At 68.2% G+C, this 16,568-nt stretch carries 17 protein-coding genes and 2 tRNA genes; 13 read left to right on the top strand and 6 right to left on the bottom strand.

Annotated elements, in window-relative coordinates; all coding sequences use genetic code 11:
* Positions 1 to 90 precede the first annotated feature (90 nt).
* Together ABJD39_RS06480 and ABJD39_RS06475 are read right to left on the bottom strand one after the other, a co-directional pair.
* Positions 91 to 351 carry a HalOD1 output domain-containing protein gene (locus ABJD39_RS06480; protein ID WP_348613226.1) on the bottom strand — a complete coding sequence of 87 codons (261 nt, stop codon included), beginning with the start codon at positions 349 to 351 and terminating at the stop codon, positions 91 to 93.
* A gap of 102 nt (positions 352 to 453) precedes the next feature.
* The gene (locus ABJD39_RS06475) at positions 454 to 909 is read right to left on the bottom strand and encodes a DUF5814 domain-containing protein (RefSeq protein WP_348613224.1); all 456 of its coding nucleotides are present in this window, start codon (positions 907 to 909) and stop codon (positions 454 to 456) included.
* 122 nt (positions 910 to 1,031) lie between these two features.
* On the opposite strand from ABJD39_RS06475, the gene ABJD39_RS06470 reads away from it, so the two are divergent.
* Positions 1,032 to 1,104, top strand: a tRNA-His gene (locus tag ABJD39_RS06470).
* Positions 1,105 to 1,144: 40 nt separating this feature from the next.
* On the opposite strand, the gene ABJD39_RS06465 is transcribed toward ABJD39_RS06470, so the two are convergent.
* The gene (locus ABJD39_RS06465) at positions 1,145 to 2,332 is read right to left on the bottom strand and encodes a CBS domain-containing protein (protein ID WP_348613222.1); all 1,188 of its coding nucleotides are present in this window, start codon (positions 2,330 to 2,332) and stop codon (positions 1,145 to 1,147) included.
* A 74-nt stretch (positions 2,333 to 2,406) separates the two neighbouring features.
* Here ABJD39_RS06465 and ABJD39_RS06460 point away from each other — a divergent pair, with 74 nt between their 5' ends.
* The 3 genes from ABJD39_RS06460 (at position 2,407) to ABJD39_RS06450 (ending at position 5,730) form a co-directional block, all read left to right on the top strand.
* Positions 2,407 to 2,826, top strand: coding sequence for a cupin domain-containing protein (locus tag ABJD39_RS06460; protein ID WP_348613220.1), 420 nt, complete (start codon positions 2,407 to 2,409; stop codon positions 2,824 to 2,826).
* A gap of 318 nt (positions 2,827 to 3,144) precedes the next feature.
* Complete coding sequence (locus ABJD39_RS06455) at positions 3,145 to 5,187, top strand: DEAD/DEAH box helicase (protein ID WP_348613218.1); 2,043 nt, start codon at positions 3,145 to 3,147, stop codon at positions 5,185 to 5,187.
* 120 nt (positions 5,188 to 5,307) lie between these two features.
* On the top strand, positions 5,308 to 5,730 hold the full coding sequence (locus ABJD39_RS06450; RefSeq protein WP_348613216.1) for a DUF7539 family protein: 423 nt from the start codon (positions 5,308 to 5,310) through the stop codon (positions 5,728 to 5,730).
* A 54-nt stretch (positions 5,731 to 5,784) separates the two neighbouring features.
* Here the strand turns inward: ABJD39_RS06450 and ABJD39_RS06445 are convergent, their stop codons facing one another.
* Complete coding sequence (locus tag ABJD39_RS06445; protein ID WP_348613214.1) at positions 5,785 to 6,384, bottom strand: hypothetical protein; 600 nt, start codon at positions 6,382 to 6,384, stop codon at positions 5,785 to 5,787.
* A gap of 168 nt (positions 6,385 to 6,552) precedes the next feature.
* On the opposite strand from ABJD39_RS06445, the gene ABJD39_RS06440 reads away from it, so the two are divergent.
* The 8 genes from ABJD39_RS06440 (at position 6,553) to ABJD39_RS06405 (ending at position 13,989) form a co-directional block, all read left to right on the top strand.
* Complete coding sequence (locus tag ABJD39_RS06440) at positions 6,553 to 8,391, top strand: SLC13 family permease (RefSeq protein ID WP_431357896.1); 1,839 nt, start codon at positions 6,553 to 6,555, stop codon at positions 8,389 to 8,391.
* A gap of 62 nt (positions 8,392 to 8,453) precedes the next feature.
* Positions 8,454 to 8,526: transfer RNA gene (locus ABJD39_RS06435), tRNA-Pro, on the top strand.
* A 117-nt stretch (positions 8,527 to 8,643) separates the two neighbouring features.
* Positions 8,644 to 10,758 (top strand): minichromosome maintenance protein MCM, encoded by a 2,115-nt coding sequence (locus tag ABJD39_RS06430; RefSeq protein ID WP_348613212.1) that lies wholly within the window; start codon positions 8,644 to 8,646, stop codon positions 10,756 to 10,758.
* Positions 10,759 to 10,764: 6 nt separating this feature from the next.
* Positions 10,765 to 11,049 carry a hypothetical protein gene (locus ABJD39_RS06425; protein ID WP_348613210.1) on the top strand — a complete coding sequence of 95 codons (285 nt, stop codon included), beginning with the start codon at positions 10,765 to 10,767 and terminating at the stop codon, positions 11,047 to 11,049.
* 67 nt (positions 11,050 to 11,116) lie between these two features.
* Positions 11,117 to 11,455, top strand: coding sequence for a hypothetical protein (locus ABJD39_RS06420; protein ID WP_348613208.1), 339 nt, complete (start codon positions 11,117 to 11,119; stop codon positions 11,453 to 11,455).
* Positions 11,452 to 12,429: a hypothetical protein gene (locus ABJD39_RS06415; protein WP_348613206.1), complete on the top strand. Its 978-nt coding sequence runs from the start codon at positions 11,452 to 11,454 to the stop codon at positions 12,427 to 12,429. The genes ABJD39_RS06420 and ABJD39_RS06415 overlap by 4 nt, the downstream gene beginning before the upstream one ends.
* Positions 12,430 to 12,481: 52 nt before the next feature.
* Positions 12,482 to 13,330 carry a hypothetical protein gene (locus ABJD39_RS06410; RefSeq protein ID WP_348613204.1) on the top strand — a complete coding sequence of 283 codons (849 nt, stop codon included), beginning with the start codon at positions 12,482 to 12,484 and terminating at the stop codon, positions 13,328 to 13,330.
* Entirely contained in the window at positions 13,327 to 13,989 is a 663-nt protein-coding gene (locus ABJD39_RS06405; protein ID WP_348613202.1) for a MinD/ParA family ATP-binding protein, read from the top strand. The genes ABJD39_RS06410 and ABJD39_RS06405 overlap by 4 nt, the downstream gene beginning before the upstream one ends.
* A gap of 48 nt (positions 13,990 to 14,037) precedes the next feature.
* Here ABJD39_RS06405 and ABJD39_RS06400 read toward each other — a convergent pair whose 3' ends face one another.
* Positions 14,038 to 14,898 (bottom strand): transcription initiation factor IIB, encoded by an 861-nt coding sequence (locus ABJD39_RS06400; RefSeq protein ID WP_348613200.1) that lies wholly within the window; start codon positions 14,896 to 14,898, stop codon positions 14,038 to 14,040.
* A gap of 168 nt (positions 14,899 to 15,066) precedes the next feature.
* On the opposite strand from ABJD39_RS06400, the gene ABJD39_RS06395 reads away from it, so the two are divergent.
* Entirely contained in the window at positions 15,067 to 15,582 is a 516-nt protein-coding gene (locus tag ABJD39_RS06395) for a hypothetical protein (RefSeq protein WP_348613198.1), read from the top strand.
* A 138-nt stretch (positions 15,583 to 15,720) separates the two neighbouring features.
* Here the strand turns inward: ABJD39_RS06395 and ABJD39_RS06390 are convergent, their stop codons facing one another.
* Positions 15,721 to 16,530: a ParA family protein gene (locus ABJD39_RS06390; protein ID WP_348613196.1), complete on the bottom strand. Its 810-nt coding sequence runs from the start codon at positions 16,528 to 16,530 to the stop codon at positions 15,721 to 15,723.
* Positions 16,531 to 16,568: the final 38 nt, after the last annotated feature.

The raw sequence follows: 16,568 nt of genomic DNA, 5'->3' as shown, positions 1-16,568 counted from the left end.
ATCGACCGACGACTCCCGGGAGCCGGCCGACTCCGACTCGTGGCTCTTCGTCTCTCGGGGACGCGTCGCCGCCCCCCGCGGGACGAACGTCTAGTCGATCGACCGGACCGACACCTCGAGCGTCCGGCCCTCGCTGACGGTCACGAGGTACTCGCCGAACCGAAACGTCACTTCCACGTCCGGCGACCCGCTTCCGACGATGCTATCGAGCGCCTCCGAGTCGATGGCGTCGTACAGGCGATCCTCGAGGGCGGCCGGCGATACCCCTTCAGCGGCCGCGACGTGCTCGACGACGCGCTCGCTCGGACGACGCCCGGAACCCGCTCTCAGTCTCGCTTCCTGCCTCGACATGTCTACGACTCCTCCGTGAAGAACGGTAAACACCGAGCGTTACAAACTCGGGTTTACCCGTATTAAGCCCATAGTCCGTCGTCGAAGGGAGATAGCCGGCGCCTACCGAGCCAGTTCGTTCCGCGCATTCCGTGCTCGCTGTCTCGCTTCCTCGTCACCGTCGACGGCCGCGAGCGACTCGGTCGCCTCCAGCGTGCGCACCGCCGAGTCGAGGAACGAAAGCACGTCGCCGGGGTAGGCGTACAGCATGTAGTCGTCGCCCATCACGTCGACGATGGCGTCGGGGCCGAGTCCCTGCGCGCGCAGCTCCAGCAGGTACCGAATGAACTTCCGCTCGGGGTGTCCGCAGTACGGCGCGTCGTCGCAGGCGCAGTCGAGGAAGTCCTCGGCGAACTCCAGCACCCGGTCCCGGGTCGTCTCGTCGAGTTCGGCGAGTCCGTCGCCCGAGAACACCAGATCCAGCGTCGCCCCCGAGAACGCGCCTTTCGGAACGTTGGCGTCGAGCTGTGAGGCGATCTGCCGGTGGTTCTTCAGGTAGATCTTGTCCGTGATGGCCACTGCTACCTGATCTACTCGAGCGGGCGAGAAAAGCGCGACGGTCATCCGTCGCCGTTGCCGTCGCGGACACCCGGCCGAGTCGTAACGTATTTGAATCGCACCGGGCTACCTACGGGTGCGTGTCCGGGTTGGGGTAGTGGACTATCCTTCAGCCTTGTGGAGGCTGAGACGCGGGTTCAATTCTCGCACCTGGACTGATTCTCTTTCGGCGTCGACGTTGTCGCGACCGTCGCGGTCAGACGCTCCGACCGCCAATATCCGGCAGAACGCCCGTGTCGGTACTGATACCGATCGACTCTCGACCGCCCTGCTGAATGATGTTGAAGGCGGTCATGAGGTCGGTCCTCGAGATGAGGCCGACCAGCTCCCCGTCGCCGTCGACGACGACGAGGCGACCGACACTGTGCCGTTGCATCGTCTCCAGCGCCGTCACCGCGTCCGCGTCGGGCGTCACGCTCGCGAGGTCCGTCTCCATCACGTCCTGTACCGTGTAGGCGTCACGCTCGACCTCGCGGACGCCTTGGGCGTCCTCCAGCGTCACCATCCCCAGGAGGGTGCCGCTTTTCACCACGGGGTAGCCGGTGTGGCGCTCGCGAAACATCCGCTCCATCAACTTCGCGACGCTGTCGTTCGGATGGACGACGTTCAGTTCCTCGCGCGGTGTCATGATGTCGTCGACGCTGACCCCTTCGAAGGCGGCGCGCATCGTCGTCTGCTGTGCCTCGCTGGAGGCGGCGATGTAGATGAAGAACGCGAGCCCGACGGTGAGCCAGTTGCCGCCCAACAGGCCGAACAGGCCAAGCAGGAACGCGAACACCTTCCCGACCTCGGCGGCGATCTGGGTGGCGCGGGCGTGGGGGCGGTTCCGAGCCAGCAGCGCCCGGAGCACCCGTCCCCCGTCCATCGGGAAGCCGGGCAGCATGTTGAACGCCGCGAGCACGAGATTCATCAGCGCGAGATAGCCGACGACGAACGCGACCGTCGGTGGGAGCGCCACGCTGATGAGCACGACGTAGGTGACGACCCCGAGCGCGACGGAGACCACCGGGCCCATGATCGCGACGGTGAACTCCTGTTTCCAGTCCTCGGGCATCTCCTCGAAGGAGGCCACGCCGCCGAACAGCCACAGCGTGATCGACTCGATCTCGTAGCCGTAGTGCATCGCCGTCAGCGAGTGGCCGAACTCGTGAAGCAAGACGGAGACGAACAGCCCCAGTGCCGCGGCGGTACCGAGCACCCACGGGAGACTCCCGCCGGTCAGGGCGGCCGCAGGGATGGCGACGCCGAACGTGTCGCCGACGATTCCGGCGAACTCCCCGACCTGACTCCCGATGAGATACGCGAACAGCGGGAGGATCAGGAGAAACGTCCAGTTCAGTTGGATCGGGATACCGGCGACCCGCCCGATACGGATTCCTCGCATACTCCGGGGTAGTTCCTCACGGTGTATAAACCCGGCCGCCGAGATTTATCTCCTATCGCGCGAAAGCGACAGCCATGAGCGAACCCGAGGCGACGACGGACGACCCGACGACGGATGGATCGACGACGCCCCCCGTGGTGAAGCGCGGCGACGACCTCGCGATGAGCGAGGTCGACGCGGGCGAGGGGATGTCGAAGGGCGTGCTCATCGACGACGCCGATGACGCTCCGCACTTCGCGATGCGGCGGTTCGAGCTCGCGCCCGACGCGCACGTCCCGAACCACACCAACGAGGTCGAACACGAGCAGTACGTGCTCGCGGGTGAGTACACCGTGGGTCTCGACGGCGAGGAGTACACGGTGGCCGAGGGCGACGCGCTGCTCATCCCTGCGGGCGTCCGGCACTGGTACCGCAACGACGGCGACGAACCGGCCGCGTTCATCTGTGTTGTCCCCCACGGCGACGACACGATCCGCGTCATCGACGAGGAGTAGGCCGCTTCTACGACTACGACAGCGTCCGCGGTGGCGCGCGCCGCCGGGCCTGCGTGCCCGGCGGACGCGCGCGAGGTTCACGCGAGCGTAGCGAGCGTGAGTTCGTCGGAGCCCGCTCCGACGTAATTGCGGCTGTGGTGCGGTCGCGGGGGAGGGACTGAACGATGCCGTTGCACTCGGCGAGACGGCTCGACAACGACCCCGGCAGTGACAACGACGGCTCGACAACGACCCCGGCAGTGATCACGATACACACCCACACACGAGAGCCGAATCCCTGAAATACCGCATCCGCCTACCCCACACCAAGCGATCACCGTGTCCGAGCAACTCCCGCAGGTCGAGACCCTGTTCCTCCACGAGCGCAGCGACGCCGACGAGTTCACCGTCGTCGTCGAGCGCGACGGCTCGCGCGTCCTCCAGGGCGTCCTCGAACTCAAGGAGGCCGACGCCGGCCCGCGCCCGCGTCGCTTCCGCGTCAAGCAGAAGGGCGGCGAGGAGCCACGCCAACCCGACCAGTTCGTCGATCTGGCGCGCAACGCGCGCCGCATCCGTATCTCCGAGCAGACTGCCGCGGGCGCCCGCGACCGACTCGTCGAGATGCTCGACGCCTATCAACTCGACGCAAAGCAGGTCCGCACCTGCCGCTACTGCGCCAACGCCGGGCGCTACTCGCCGGTCACCTCCGACACCGCGGTGAAGGCCGACCGCGACTGGATCTGCCCCGACTGCGCGAAACGGGAGCTCGAACGGGAACTCTCCTACAAGGGACAGTTCACCGGTAACGCACAGGAGCGCCTCGAGGACCTCCTCTTCGAGGTGCAGGACCTGGAGCGCATCACGAACCTCCTGCAGGGGAACCTCGACCCCGACCTCACGAAGTTCGACACTATCTCGGCGACGACCGACGAGATCGACCCCGTCCCCACGGACTCGCTGAACCTCCACCCCGCGCTCCAGGAGCGCGTCGAGGGTCGGTTCGACGATCTGCTGCCGGTGCAGAGCCTCTCGGTCGAGAACGGCCTGTTCGACGGCGACGACCAGCTCGTCGTGAGCGCGACGGCGACCGGGAAGACGCTCGTGGGCGAACTCGCCGGCGTCAACAACGCGCTCAACGGGAAGGGGAAGTTGCTGTTTCTCGTCCCGCTGGTCGCGCTCGCCAACCAGAAACACGAGGACTTCGAGGAGCGCTACGGCGACGTGCTCGACGTGACCATCCGCGTGGGCGCCTCGCGGATCAACGACGACGGCACCCGCTTCGACCCGAACGCGGACGTGATCGTCGGCACCTACGAGGGGATCGACCACGCGCTGCGCACCGGCAAGGACATGGGCGACATCGGCACCGTCGTCATCGACGAGGTCCACACCCTGAAAGAGGAGGGCCGCGGCCACCGCCTCGACGGGATGATCTCGCGGCTCAAATACTACTCCGAGAACCGGAACTCCTCGGCGCAGTGGGTGTACCTCTCGGCGACCGTCGGCAACCCCGAGTTCCTCGCGGGGCGACTCGGCGCGCGGCTCATCGAGTTCGAGGAGCGCCCGGTCCCCATCGAGCGCCACGTCACCTTCGCCACCGAGCGCGAGAAGATCGACATCGAGAAGAAGCTCGTCAGACGCGAGTTCGACACGAAGTCCTCGAAGGGGTACCGCGGGCAGACGATCATCTTCACCAACTCCCGCAGACGCTGCCACGAGATCTCCCGGAAGCTGGAGTACGATTCCGCGCCGTATCACGCGGGTCTCGACTACAAGCGTCGCAAGACCGTCGAGCGCAAGTTCGGGGACCAGGAGCTGGCGGCCGTGGTCACCACCGCCGCGCTCGCCGCCGGCGTCGACTTCCCCGCCTCGCAGGTGATCTTCGACACGCTCGCGATGGGGATCGAGTGGCTCTCCGTGCAGGAGTTCGAGCAGATGCTCGGCCGGGCGGGCCGCCCCGACTACCACGACGAGGGGAAGGTGTACGTGCTCGTCGAACCCGACGCCAGCTACCACTCCTCGATGGAGGGAACCGAGGACGAGACCGCGTTCAAGCTCCTGAAAGGAGAGATGGAGGACGTGACGACGGTGTACGACACGACCTCCGCGGCCGAAGAGACGCTCGCGAACGTCGTCGTCGCGGGCAAGCACGCCAAGAAGCTAAACGACCGCATGATCGGCGAGGTCCCCACCACCCACGCCATCGGCAAACTGCTGGAGTGGGAGTTCATCGACGGCCTGTCGCCGACACCGCTGGGTCGGGCGGTCACCGAGCACTTCCTCGCCCCCGACGACGCGTTCCGCATCCTCGACGGGATCCGGAAGGATCACCACCCCTACGAGATCGTCGCGGACATGGAACTCGCGGACCAAGAGCTGTAGCCGGGCGCGACCCGCACAGCGGCCCGGCCGTTCGATCGTCGGATCGGACGCGGCCCATCACGTTCAGAACCTGCCGAAGATCGTACCAAGGTTGATTGCCGTCGCTGTCGTCGTCTCGGTATGGCCGATGCTTCCGACCGCAGACAGCTCGTTCTCGAGGTTCGATCCCAGCTTGACGGATGGACGGCCCGCGCCCGCGCCGAGGCGTACGCCGAACTGTTCGAGGGCGACGATCCGATCCTCTCGGAAGAGGAACTCCGTCTGCTCGATGCGATCGACTCGCGCTTGGAGCGCCACGGCGGTGACGGCGTCTGGGGAACCGACCAGTACGGCGTCCACTCGGCCGACGGCCGGGGGTCGACCGACGCGCTCAGGGTCGTCTGTGTGTACCATCCGCAGGTGACGAGCGACTCGGTTCTTCGCGGCCTCGACGACCTCGACGACGAGACCGAAGAACAGATCAACGCGGCGCTGTGGACGTACGCCGAGCGCGTCACGGAACTCATCGAGGAACGGCTCGACGAGTATCTCGATCGGGACTGACCCGCAGCCACGGGGACGGATTCGGCTTCGGTCACACGGGACGCGGCGCTCCCGTCAGACGCCGAGCCACTCGTCGTTCCGGACCTCGTAGCCGTTCGCCCGACAGAACTTTGCCGCCCTTCGACGGACCGACCGTGACCCGGGAAGTTTGTCCTTCTCGCGGATCTGCTCGACGATCCAGTCGGCGACGACCGGGATCCCCTCGTTCTCGTCGACCGGATCGATCTCCACGAGTTCGCGAAACGTTCGCTCGTAGCCGTCGCGCTGCGACCCGGTGAAGTCCGTGTCCCGGAGCGTCCCGACCGCCTCGACGACCCGCTTCATCGCCGCGGCGACCGTCGGTCGCTGTATCCGGACACGGACAGCTGCAGGGGAGTCGAACAGCTCCTCGTCGGTGTCGGGGAGCAGCGCCTCGGCGGCGTACGTCTCGGCGTCCGTCGGGATCTCGCGCTCACCGACCACCTCGACGACCTGGGCTCCGGTCGCGGGGAATTCCACCGACTCGAGATCCCGTTCGATCGCGGCGAGGACGTCCTCGTGGACCGGCGGCTCCTCCTCGTCGTACCGCTCCAGATACGTGGCGATGGCTCGCTCCTGCCGGCGCTTCTCGGCGTCGTGCGCCTGCTTGTCGCGTCCCTGTTTATCATCTGCCATTCGCCTCACGTTGGCGCCCGGTCCGGATAACTCCGCGTCCGATTGTCGGGCCGTACGAACGCGGACCGCTCGTGGATGCGGTCCGTCGCTTCGTTGCTCCGTCGCTCCGTTCCCTCACCCTTTTTCCTCACCCCGGGCGTCGCACTCGGCGTGCTCGCGCCCGAGATCTTGTTCGTCCTTGCGGTGATCCTCGCGGCGCTCGTGTTATTCGTCACCGAGCCGGTTCCGGTGGACATCACCGCGCTCGGCATCCTCGTGGCACTGTTGCTCTCCGGACCGGTCACGACCGCGCTCGCCGGCGCCGGCGTGCTCGCGGAGTCGTTCGCGCTGGTGTCCGTTGAGGAGGGGCTGTCGGGGTTCGCGAACCCGGCCACCCTGACGGTGCTGGCGATGTTCGTCCTCTCGGAGGGAATCCGCATGACCGGCATCGTCCAGCGGCTCGGCTCGTACATCGCCCGGATCACCAAAGGCGACGAGACCAAGCAACTGGGCGCGACGATCGGCGTCGTCGGTCCGGTTTCCGGGCTGATCAACAACACCGCCGCGGTCGCAATTCTGCTCCCGATGGTGATCGACCTGGCCGAGCGCGGGAAGACCTCGCCGTCGAAGCTGCTGCTCCCGCTGAGCTACGCGTCGATGTTCGGCGGGACGCTCACCCTCATCGGCACGTCGACGAACATCCTCGCGTCGGATCTGTATGCGACGCTCGCGCCGGCCGCGGTGGCCCGCCCGTTCCGGATGTTCGAGTTCCTCCCGCTGGGCGCGGTGCTGTTGGTCGTCGGCTCGCTGTACCTGCTCACGATCGGGCGGTGGCTCACGCCGGCCCGGATCCCCCCGCGTGGGGACCTCACCGAGGAGTTCCAGATGGCGGAGTACCTGACGGAGGTCGTCGTGCGCGAGGGCTCTCCGCTGGTTGGCCAGCGCGTCGAGACGGCGCTCTCGGAGACGGAGTTCGACGTCGACCTTGTTCAACTCGTCCGTGACAACCGGACGTTCCTCGAACCCCTCGGCCAGAAGGAGATCCGCGCGGGCGACGTGTTCGCCGTGCGAACCGACCGGACGACGCTCGTCGAGTTGCTCGACGTCGAGGGGCTCGACCTCATCCCCGAGGTCGTCGACGGGGCGGAACTGGAGACCGCCGAGGAGGCGCAGAACCTCGTGGAGGTCGTTGTCGCTCCGGGGTCGTCGCTGGTCGGCGAGTCGCTCGCCTCCACAAGCTTCCGCCAGCGTTACGACGCGACGGTGCTTGCGCTCCGCCGTGGCGGGGAGTTGTTCCGCCAGCGCATGGACCGCGTCCCGCTGCGGGTGGGCGATACCCTGCTCGTGCAGGCGAGCGAGGCGTCCGTCGACCGACTAGACACGAACCGGAACTTCATCCTCGCGCGGGAGATCGAGCGCCACGACTACCGCCAGTCGAAGACGCTCGTCGCCGTGGGGATCGTCGCGCTCGCGATCGGGCTCGCCGCGGTCGATGCGGTCCCGATCGTCGTCTCCGCGCTCGCGGGGTCGCTCGCGATGGTCGTCACGGGCTGTCTGAAGCCCGGAGAGGTGTACGATGCCGTCGAGTGGGACGTCATCTTCCTGCTTGCCGGTGTCATCCCGTTGGGGATCGCGATGCAGACGTCCGGCACCGCGGGCCTGCTGGCGGAGGCGATCGTCGCGAGTGCGGATCTCCTCCCGCCGTTGGCGCTTTTGGGAGCGTTCTACGTGGTGACCGCGTTGCTCACGAACGTCATCTCGAACAACGCGAGCGTCGTGCTCATGATCCCCGTCGCCTTGCAGGTGGCTGCGACCCTCGGCGCGAACCCACTCGCGTTCGCGATGGCGGTCACGTTCGCGGCATCGACGGCGTTCATGACTCCCATCGGCTACCAGACGAACCTGTTCGTGTACGGCCCCGGCGGATACCGCTTCACCGACTACCTGCGGGTGGGGGCGCCGCTACAGGCGATTTTTGCTGTCGTGACGACGCTGGGCATCCCGATCGTGTTCGGACTGGGGCTGTGAGTCGCTCCCGGAGATAATGCGAACGGAACGGTTTAGTTCGGCCGGCGGAGAGAGGACAGCACGGGACCGTGGGTTAGCCTGGTATACTTCGGGCCTTGGGTGCCCGTGACCCCGGTTCAAATCCGGGCGGTCCCACTTCCGATTCCGTCGTTCTTCTACCGTTGGGCCTCGCTGCGGAGAGATCTCTCGGCGCGCCACTACTTCCACCCGGAGGCGACAGTTCTTACCCGATGAGGTGGCTACCTCAGTGTAATGAGTCAGGTCTCCGAGGGCCAAGATGTCGACGCCTTCCTGAGTTTCTATCGGACCTACTACGCCGACGACATCGCGCGCCTCGCCCAGAACTACCCGAAGGAGCAGCGGTCGCTGTACGTCGAGTACGACGACCTGTACACGTTCGACCCCGACCTCGCGGAACGCTACCTCAACCGCCCCGGCGAGATGCAGAAGGTCGCCGAGGAAGCGCTACGCACGTACGACCTCCCGGTCGACATCTCGTTGGGACAGGCGCACGTGCGCCTCCGAAATCTCCCCCGCGAGAACACCCTCGATATCCGCGGCATCCGCGTCAGCGACGACCACATCGGGGCGATGGTCGCGGTGATGGGGATCGTCCGCAAGGCGACGGACGTGCGCCCGAAGATCGTCGAGGCCGCCTTCGAGTGTCAGCGCTGCGGGACGATGACGTACATCCCGCAGAACGACTCCGGGTTCCAGGAACCCCACGAGTGCCAGGGCTGTGAGCGGCAGGGACCGTTCCGCGTCAACAACAACGAGTCGAAGTTCATCGACTCCCAGCAGCTCCGGGTACAGGAGTCGCCGGAGGGCCTGCGCGGCGGTGAGACGCCCCAGAGCATCGACGTGAATCTGGAGGACGACATCTGTGGGAAGGTGACGCCGGGCGACCACGTCACCGTTGTCGGCCGCTTGGAGATGGAGCAGGTGACGAGCGGGCAGGAGAAGACGACGGTGTTCGACCCGTACATGGAGGGGGTCTCGGTCGTCATCGAGGACGAGGAGTTCGAGGACATGGACATCACCGACGAGGACAAACAGGAGATCCTCGAACTCTCCACGCACGAGAACATCTACGACGAGATGGTCGCCTCGGTCGCGCCCTCCATCTACGGCTACGAGCAGGAGAAGCTCTCGATGATCCTCCAACTGTTCTCGGGCGTGACGAAGCACCTTCCGGACGGGTCGCGGATTCGAGGGGACCTCCACATGCTGTTGATCGGGGACCCGGGTACCGGAAAATCGCAAATGCTGTCATATATACGAAATATTGCCCCACGTTCCGTCTACACCTCCGGGAAGGGTTCCAGTTCGGCCGGCCTCACCGCGGCGGCGGTCCGCGACGACTTCGGCGACGGCCAGCAGTGGACCCTGGAGGCGGGGGCGCTCGTCCTCGCGGACAAGGGGATCGCGGCGGTCGACGAGCTGGACAAGATGCGCCCGGAGGACCGTTCAGCCATGCACGAGGCGCTGGAGCAACAGCAGATCAGCGTCTCCAAGGCCGGTATCAACGCGACGCTCAAGAGCCGCTGTTCGCTCCTCGGCGCGGCCAATCCCAAGTACGGCCGCTTCGACCAGTACGAGCCGATCGGCGAGCAGATCGACCTCGAACCCGCCCTCATCTCCCGGTTCGACCTCATCTTCACCGTCACCGACAGCCCCGACCCCGAGCACGACGCCAAGCTGGCCGACCACATCCTGACGACGAACTACGCGGGCGAGTTGAACACCCAGCGCACGGAGATGGCGACCTCGAACTTCACCCAGGAGCAGGTCGACGAGGTGACCCAGGAGGTCGCGCCCGTGATCGAGGCCGAACTCCTCCGTAAGTACATCGCGTACGCCAAGCGGAACTGCTACCCGACGATGACCGACGAGGCGCGGGCGGCGATCCGCGAGTTCTACGTCGACTTGCGCGCGAAGGGCGCCGACGAGGACGCGCCCGTCCCCGTCACCGCCCGGAAGCTGGAGGCGCTCGTGCGCCTCTCGGAGGCGAGCGCCCGCGTGCGCCTCTCGGACACTGTCGAGGAGGAGGACGCCACGCGCATCATCGAGATCGTCCGCTCGTGTCTGCAGGACATCGGCGTCGACCCGGAGACGGGGCAGTTCGACGCCGACGTGGTCGAGACCGGGACCAGCAAGAGCCAGCGCGACCGGATCAAGAGTGTCAAGGACCTGATCCAGACTATCGCCCAGGAGTACGACGACGAGCCCGGCGCACCGGTGGACACGATCCTCGAACGCGCCGAGGAAGCCGGTATGGATACGGACAAGGCCGAAAAGCAGATCGAGAAGTTCCGGACGAAAGGCGAGATCTACGAGCCGAAGCCGGGGTACGTCCGGACGACGTAATCGCCGATGGATCGCATCTCCGCCCTCCGAAACGTCGAGGACGCCATCCGCGCGTTCGAGGACGGCGACGCCGACCTCGCCGACACCGAGCGTCGCGTCGCGACTGTCCTACGGACGTACGCCACTGAGTTCGAGGTCGAGAACCGCCGAGCGTACCGCGCCGTCGACGGTCCCGGTGAGGGGCGTGTCGTCGTCGCCGCCGACCCCCTCGAGGCCCGCGAACAGATCGCCTCGCTCGCCGCCATCGACGACGAAGTGGACCCAGCAGACGTGACGGTCGAACCGTTGTAGGGCGCGACGGTCTCGACTTCGATACGCGGCTCCGAATATTTATATTTCATCTCGAATCTGTGAGCATATGCTACTCGTCGTGACGTACTCGCGCGGGGCGCGGACGACGCTCCGAAACGCCTGTCGCAGCCACGGCGACACCGTCGTCCGGCGGTTCGGTCGGGCGGCGCTGTTCGCGGAGACGGAGCTGGGCGCGTTTCTCGCGTGTCGCCTCCGGGCGAAACACGGCGCCGACGTTCAGGTCGAGCGAACGGAACCGTTCAACGAGTTCGAAGCGGTTCGACCGGCGGTGTACGAGGCCGCCGTCGCCTACGAGGGCCGCGAGACGCCGAGCACGCCGTACGCGAAGTTCGCCGTCGGCGACGACCACCCGGACCCGGCGGCGATGCGCGACGCCGAGCTGTGACCGAGCGCCTCGAGGACTGGTTCGCTCCGGCGGGGTCAGCGGCGCTTCGGCGTGCCGCCGCCGAGGGGACCGTTGACGGCGCGTGCGCTACGCTCGACCTCGACCCGGATGACCCGCTGGCGACGCTGACGGATCGGCCGCCGTCGCTGTGGCGTGCGCTCGCCGCCGCGGCTCGCGAGCGCGGACTGGAGCATCCACGGGACGACGAGCGCCGTCGGCTTCGGGCTGAACTCGACGCTGTCGTCGCGGATGTCGAGGCCGCGGGCGACGCGAGCGACGCGCTGGCCGCAGCGCGTCGCCGTGCGGCGGCGGCCGGCGCGGACGTGGAGCGGCTGCGCGAGCGGGCGGCGACGCTCCGCGGCCGGCTCGCCCAAGCGCGCGAGCGGACGGATACCGACACGGGCGCTGACGCCGACGTAGACGCTGACGTAGACGCTGACGCCGACGTAGACGCTGACGCCGATACGAGCGCCACGGAAGCGACAGTCGACGCGCTGCGAGCGGAGTTCGCGGCGGCGACGCGGGCGCTGAGCGAGGCGGAGACCGAGCGCGTCGCGGCCGACCAGGCGCTCGCCCGCGCCGCCGAGCGCTCGCGGTCGGTTCGTGACGCACGCGAGCGCCGCCTCCGTCTGCGCGACGCGCTCGCCAACCGCCGCCGTGAGGCGCGTCGTGATCTCGCTGGCGAACTGTATCCGGCCTTCGCGGACGCGGTCGAGGCGTTCCGCTCGGACGCAGAGCGCGTTGTCTCCGGGGACTCCGTGGCTGCCGACGACTCGCTCACTGGCGACCCTCTCGCCGTTCGATCGGATGACGGCCCGGAGAATTTCGATGGCGACGCTGTCGTCGCACACGCGGCCGCGGTACGAATCGCCCGTCGGACCGATCCCGTCGTCGTCGCTGTCGATCGGTTTTCGTCCCCGGAGGGGGCACGCGAGTGGCTCCGTGCGCCGGTCGTGTTCGTCGGACCCGAGTGACGAGCGTCGCGCCGGGCGGACGTTTATCGCCGATGACGGAACCACCCGGTGTATGCCGGTCTCGCTCGACTCCACGGTCACGACCGCAGCGGGCGTCGCGCTCGTCGCCGTCCGCGTACGGAACACGGAGCCGGTCGCCCGCCAGATTACCGTCGAGAACCGTCTTCCTGGCTCGGTGCTCCCACCGCGGCGACATGGCGTGCCCGAACCGGGCTGGTCGGCCGACGGATACACTGGCGTCATTGACGCGCACGACGAACTCGCGCTCGGCTACGCCTGTCGAGTCGCCGGGAGCGACGCCAGTTCCGACGGTAAGGGGCTTCCACGGAACGCATCAGATGCTTCGGACGCTCAGGACGCTTCGGAGACGGAGGACCCGGTCGAACTCGTCGCCGTTTCGGCCCCCTCGACCGGTGAGACGGACCCGCTGGACGACGCGCTCGCCGCGCTGCCGGATCACAGGCCGCCGCCGGACGCGGTCGGTCCCGCGGTCGGTACCGCGCGCGGCCCGTCGGAATCCAGCGGCGTCGTATCCGGGGGATCGCCAGCCGATGGATCGGATTCTGACGGAACGGCGGCCGGTGAGTCGAACTCGGGTGGAGCGAGTCCCGGCGGATCGACGCCCCGTGAGCCGCGTTCGGCTCCGGCGACGCTCCCACCGGGGGTGATGCGATACCTCGAGGAGGTGGACGGTCGGATCGCGCGGGCCGAGACGCTCGCCAGCGGATCGGTGTCGGACGCGACGGCGGTGCTCGAGGGAGGGGTCGCTCCAGTCGGACTGGAGGAACTGATCGCCCTCGACGCCCGGGCGTTGACACAGATCGCGGAGCGAGCCGAGTCGCTCGCCTCGAGGGCGGAGGCCGTCGACGTGTCGACGAGCGCGCTGGAGCGGCTCGCGTGATCGTCGCAGTCGCCGGCGGGAAAGGCGGTGTCGGCAAGTCGACGCTGGCGTACAACGTCGCGGGCGCGCTCGACGCGCTCGTCGTCGACGCGGACCTCGCGATGGCGGACCTGCCGGGTGGTCGCGAGCGCGGCCCGGACCTCCACGACGTGCTCGCCGACCGGGCGACGCCCGCGGAGGCCGTTCGGCCGGGCCCTGTGGACGTGCTCCCGTGCGGCCGGACCCTCGCGGGTGCGCGACTGGCCGACGTGCGCCGGCTTCGGGAGGCGGTCGCGGTCACCGGGTACGAGCACGTCGTCGTCGACTCGCCCGCCGGGCTTCGCGTCGACGCGGGTGCGCCGCTGGCCGTCGCCGAGGCGTGTCTCCTCGTCGCATCATCGACGCGGTGGGCGCTGGCGGACGCGATCTCGGCCCGCGAACTGGCCCGGGAACTCGACTGCGGGCTCGCGGCCGTCGCGCTCAATCGCGTCGTCGATGACCCACCCGCCGAGGCGGTCGGACGCGCGCTCGGCGCGCCGACGACGGCGGTGCCGGCCGACCCGCGGCTCGGGCAGTCGATCGCCGTCGAGGAACCGGTGGGGACGACGGCTCCGGGATCGGCCGCGGCACGGGCGGTCGATGACCTCGCCGGGGCCGTCCGTCGCTGTGCGCTCAGGTAGGTGAGAACGACGACTCGTTTACCTTCGAGGCGCTGATCGTCCGGCCGGTCACTCCTCACGTAGCTCGACGTACGACGAGCGGAGCGTGACGGGCGTCACGTCGGCGACGTCGGCCGCGGCCGCCTGTGTGCAGTCGGCGCCGGCGTCGCGCGCGGCGGCATACAGACACGCCGCGGCGACGCCGCAGGGGTTCCGCCCGTTCGTGAGTCCCTCGTTGCGGGCGAGGCTCAGGTACTCGCGGGCGGCGCGCTCGATCCCGGTGTCGAGTCCCAGCTCCGTGGCGAACCGCGGGAGATACTCGACCGGGTCGATCGGGCCGACGGGGAGACCGAGCTCGCGGTTCATCGCGTCGAAGGCGGCGCGAAGCTCGTCGGCGTCAGCTTTGGCGTCGGCGACAAGTTCGCCTCGGGTGCGCGAGACGCCGGCGACCCGGCAGGCGACGTACACCGCTGCGGCCGCGAACCCCTCCAGCGACCGTCCTCGAAGCAGGTCCGCGTCTTGCGCCGACGTGAACAGCGAACACGCCTGATCGCGCAGCGAATCGGGAAGCCCGGTACACGAGACGATCCGTCGGATCTCGGTGAAGCCGTACACCTTGTTGCGGTCCCGCTTCGAGGAGATCTGCGCGCGCGTGTGCTGTCTGCGCATCCGTGCCCACTGGCGACGCTTTCGACCCTTCACGCGCGTGTGACCGATCTCGGTCGAGAGCCCGCGGTCGTGACGCGAGCGCGTCAGCGGCGCGCCCGTCCGTCTGGGATCGCGGTCGTCGTCCGCGAAGCTGCGCCACTCGGGACCGCGGTCGATACGGTCCGCCGAAACGACGAGCCCGCACTCGCTGCACACCGCCTCGTCGCCGTCCGCATGCACTCGACCGTCGCATTCCGGACACACCGTCGTGCTCGTTGCCATACTCGAACGTCGGTCCCGAACCCATACTTATGTGTGGGGGGATCGGGAGCACTCCGACCGTTCGAGCGCGCTCGAACGTACCGATAACCGGTACGTTGCGCACTCAGTACCTGTTATCATAGTTCGATAGAAGATCGAATTTATATCGCATGCCGATCGAGAGTAGCTATGGCGCTCTCCGACATCGCCGCCGGTATCGAGGTGACCGCCCGCCAGGAGGTGCGCGGCGTCGCCTCGGTGGACGACACCGGCGGCGACCTCGCGTCCCGGCTCGCCCCACACGCCGACGCACTGGCGTGTACGCCCGAGGCGGCTGCGGTCGTGCTCGAGCACCACGCCCGTGGCGAGCGTGTGGGTGCGAGCGCGCGCGAGGCCGGCGTCGCCGCGATGACCGCCGCGAAGGTGCTTCACCGATGTGGCGTTCAGGGCGTTTCTCCGTTCGCGCCGACGGCCCGTCGCGTGGTCCGCGACTGGCTCTCCGGCGACATCCCGCGTGCGGACGCGCTCGAACTGACCGGCGGCGACGAGGCGGCGTTCGCGCTCGCGAGCTACGTCGAGTCACACGAGCCGGTTCCAGAACTGGCCGATGTCGCCCGCGGCGCGCTCGCTGACGGCGGAAACGCGAGCGTGGAGAAACGGGACGCGCTCGGGGAGACGATGACTGATGCCGCGGACCTGCGCTGATGTCGGTCAGCGCGCCCGTTCGCGGCATCGGGCAATGAGTTCCGTCTCGGACCTGCGCTGACGTCGATCTCCGCTGTCGTCAGTCACCGGCCTTCACAGCGGCGCTGATGTCGGTCGTCAATTGATGCTCAGTCCGTCTCACTCCTCACCGCGGACGCGGTCGACGCCGGCGCTGAGACGGCCGATCACTCCGCTCTCTTCGAACTCGACACCCAGCTCCGTCTCGAACAGCGTTTCCGTCGCGGCGACGACGCCGGCGGCGAACGCGTCCGTCCCGAGACACGCGGGCGCGGCGGTGAACTCGACGGGACCGCGCGGGATCGTCGCATCCGCGTCGGCCTTGCCGTTCCCGTTCTCGCCGCTTCCGTTCCCGTCGCTTCGATTCGCAGACCCGGGGGCGGCGACCGCAACGCCCGCAGGGTCGCCGTCGGGCGCGTCGATGTCCCGAAGCACGTCGTACTGTCGTCGTCGGCCGTCGGCGCCGTGTTCGGTGTCGGGTGCGACGATCGCGACCCGGTCGACGGCGTGGACCGCGGCGATCGCCGGGTTGGCGGCGACCGGCGGCACGTCGACGAGGACGTGATCGAAGCGGGCGACGGCCTCCGCCACTCTGTCGGCGAGCGCCTGTGCCGCGTCGTCGTCGCTCGCGCGGGCGACGCGTTCGAAGGGCGCGTGTGCCGGCGCGAGCACGACCCGGCCGTCGACCGCCGCATCGAGGTCGTACAGTCCGTCGGCGAGCGGACGCCGGGGATCGAGACACAGCGCGGTCACGTCGGGATCGATACGGCCCCGGACGAGTTCGCTGAGTCCCTGCGTGGCGTAGGCGGCGTCGAGAACGGCGACCTCGCGGCCGTCGCGAGCGAGCGCGGCGGCGCACTCGACGGCCGTTCGAGTCGTGCCGGCGCCGCCGACGGCGCCGACGATCGCGAGCGATCGGATGCTGGCCATGCGGCTGCTGTGCCCGCACCAGATAAATAGTTGCGTGT

The sequence above is a fragment of the Halobaculum rarum genome (assembly GCF_040025155.1).
GTDB classification, from domain to species: domain Archaea; phylum Halobacteriota; class Halobacteria; order Halobacteriales; family Haloferacaceae; genus Halobaculum; species Halobaculum rarum.
The sequence above is the reverse complement of the archived record's forward strand: the minus strand, read 5'-3'. Positions and strand labels throughout refer to the sequence as shown.